Below are 2,871 nucleotides of genomic sequence, written 5' to 3' on the forward strand. Positions count from 1 at the left end.
ACGCTGACCTCCGTTTCCCTTGGGGAAACATTAGCTGGCCACAACTGGATATGGCTGGTTGATTAACCTTCCGCAACACGGCTGGACCGATTAGCGGATGCGACTGTGGCAGGAAGGGCCTTCAGAAACAACCCAGATTGTGCCACCGAACTGTGACAGCGGAAAGACCGTGGTGATGACCATACCTGAAAAGGCCATGGATTTCGCAGCGCCCAACGCTCTCACATACCTCTTACATGCTTTCACATGCGTTGAAGCCTGTGGTGTATTTGGGGCCAAAAAGTCAGGCGGCAAGACCCAGATTGCCGGCCACACCCACAAGCCGTGGGGTATTGGGCTTGACGGGCTTGATGACCTTTTTCGTCTTCAGGTAGGTTTCCACCACATCCCACGCCGGTGGGCCAGCGTTTTTGCTGGCTTCGGCGACAGGCGCCCAGCCGGCTACCTTGTAGGTCTTGCCCGCTTCAATCAGCTTGCCACCCAGGCGCATGTCCTGGATGCGTCCGCCCATCTTTGCACCCGGCTCACACGTGTAAGTCAGCCCGCCCACGCGCACCATGTCGCCGCCCTGCTGGTAATAAGGGTCAGGATTAAACAGGTTGTCGCCCACGTCCTCCAGGATGGTCTTGATCATGTCGCCGCGCATGTCCGTCAGCGTGGTCCAGGGATAGGTGATGGCGGTCTGGTCCATCACATGCTCCCGCGTAATGGCCTGGCCGGGCAACAGCGAGGTACCCCAGCGGAACCCGGGCGAAAAAGCAATCTCTGCGCCGCGCACATTCATCAGTGCGTCCAGGATCAGCTGGTCAAAGCTTCCATTGAAATTACCGCGGCGATACAACGTTCCTTCCGTCACTGCCAGCTTTTCATCCAGTTTGGCCGTGTAAGGCGCCCTCACCTTTGCAATCAGCGCATCCATAGCCGCATCGGCGGGCAGCAGATTGGCGAAGACCGGCAGCAGGCGGTAGTTGAAGCCGGCCACATTGCCGTCCTTGACGTCAAGGTCCAGCACGCCCAGGAACTTGCCGTTGCTGCCGGCGTTGGTCACGATGGTCTGCCCGCCCGGATTTTTGACAATGACAGGCATCGGCACGCCGTCGTGGGTATGCCCACCCAGAATCGCGTCAATTCCGGTGACACGCGAGGCCATCTTGAGATCCACATCCATGCCGTTGTGGCTGAGCAGCACGACASCCTGCGCACCTTTGGCGCGCGCTTCGTTCACGGTTTCCTGCATTTCGCTTTCGCGGATGCCGAAAGTCCAGTTCGGCGTGAGCCAGCCCGGGTTCGCAATCGGCGTGTAGGGAAAAGCCTGGCCGACAATGGCGACGGGCACGCCATTCATTTCCTTGATGACATAGGGCTTGAACACCGGGTCGCCAAAGTCGCTGGTTTTGACGTTCTGCGCGATAAAGTCAATCTTGCCGGCAAAGTCCTGCTCGACGATTTTTTTGATGCGCTCTTCGCCATAGGTGAAGTCCCAATGGCCCGTCATCACATCCACGCCCAGCAGTTTGGCCGCATCCACCATGTCCTGGCCTTGCGTCCAGAGCGCCGTCGCGCTGCCCTGCCAGGTGTCACCTCCGTCAAGCAGCAAGGCACCCGGGCGGCCAGCCTTCAACTGCTTTACCAGCGTCGCCAGATGCGCGAAACCGCCCACCTTGCCGTACCGGCGCGCCGCCCGCTCGAAGTTCAGGAAGGTCAGCGCATGCGCTTCGGGTGTGCCTGACTTGAGGCTGGCAGCCTTGAGCAAATGTTCGCCCACGAGGTGTGGCGCCTGTCCGCGCATCGCGCCCACGCCCAGGTTGACGGAAGGTTCGCGGAAATAAGTCGGCAGCAGCTGGGCATGGCAATCGGTCATGTGCAGCAAGTGCACATTGCCAGTACGGGGCAGTTCGTACAAGCTGGCGGCCTGGACGGCGCCGGCCTCACGCAGGGGAAAACCCGCAGCCAGCGCAGCGGCCATGACACTTGAAAACTCTCGGCGGGACAGGTTCATGGCGTTGGTCATCCTGCCCGGCTGCCCAGGCAAAGTATCAGGTTGCTATCAATTCAGGAGCTGCTTGCGCGCGCCACTATTGGCTTGGCGGCATAAAACACTCAAATCACTTGTTGACAGGCGAATTCGGGTCCAGCAACAGCGCCATCACGTCGCGAATCTGCTGCTCGTTCAGGATGGCAGCATGGCCAAACCGCGGCATGTCGGAGCACGCGTTGTAAGCCTTGGCGTTCCACAGCTTGCCCCAGGTGTATTCCACGATGGGKTTGCTCTCGGGCGAAGCCGGGTTGCTCACGCCACGCAGCTTGCCGTAGTTGTAAAGGCTTGGGCCGATGGAGCMGAAAGACAGTTCAGCCTTGCTGATCTGGTGGCAGTTGTAGCAGCTGCCGCCATTGGCTTCGCCGGGCTTGTCGCTCCAGGTCAGGCCGCGGCCGTTCTGGGCGATTTTTTCGCCCTCGCTCCAGCTGCCGAGATATTTGCCATCGGAAGGCAGCTTCACCGTTTTGAGGTTGGCTTCTTCAATGGCCTTGGCGGCCTTTTCCTCCAGCGGCTTGCCGGCGGCTTCCGAGCAAGCCTGGTTGGAGGCATCCAGGGTCAGGCGGTCAATTTTGGCGATCCCCTGCTCGCGGAAGGAGCTCTTGAGCACCTGCTGGGTGGCTTCGTCGACCTGCTGCGCCGTGGGCGCAACCGCGCAACTGGACAGAAAAAAGGCGGTGAACGCCAGGCAGACGGTGGACAGTGCGGCTTTGGTGTAAATCATGTTCATCAGGTTCTCTCTTGCCGGATTACCGTTTGAGGGCCGGCGCAATGGAGGCGCCGCCCTTGCTGTTGACGCCCATGAACACGCCCAGGGCGATGGTGGCGTCGGAGGC

General features: G+C 60.2%; 2 protein-coding genes and 1 pseudogene. All 3 read right to left on the reverse strand.

The window, feature by feature from the left end:
* Nucleotides 1-283 precede the first annotated feature (283 nt).
* Nucleotides 284-1,999: a thiosulfohydrolase SoxB gene (gene soxB, locus AC1D0Z_RS18835; protein ID WP_477659717.1), complete on the reverse strand. Its 1,716-nt coding sequence runs from the start codon at nucleotides 1,997-1,999 to the stop codon at nucleotides 284-286.
* A 106-nt stretch (nucleotides 2,000-2,105) separates the two neighbouring features.
* On the reverse strand, nucleotides 2,106-2,765 hold the full coding sequence (soxX, locus tag AC1D0Z_RS18840; protein WP_477659718.1) for a sulfur oxidation c-type cytochrome SoxX: 660 nt from the start codon (nucleotides 2,763-2,765) through the stop codon (nucleotides 2,106-2,108).
* A gap of 19 nt (nucleotides 2,766-2,784) precedes the next feature.
* Nucleotides 2,785-2,871, reverse strand: a pseudogene (locus tag AC1D0Z_RS18845) (sulfur oxidation c-type cytochrome SoxA); the annotation flags it as partial.

This window comes from Polaromonas sp. P1_E3 (genome assembly GCF_056405935.1).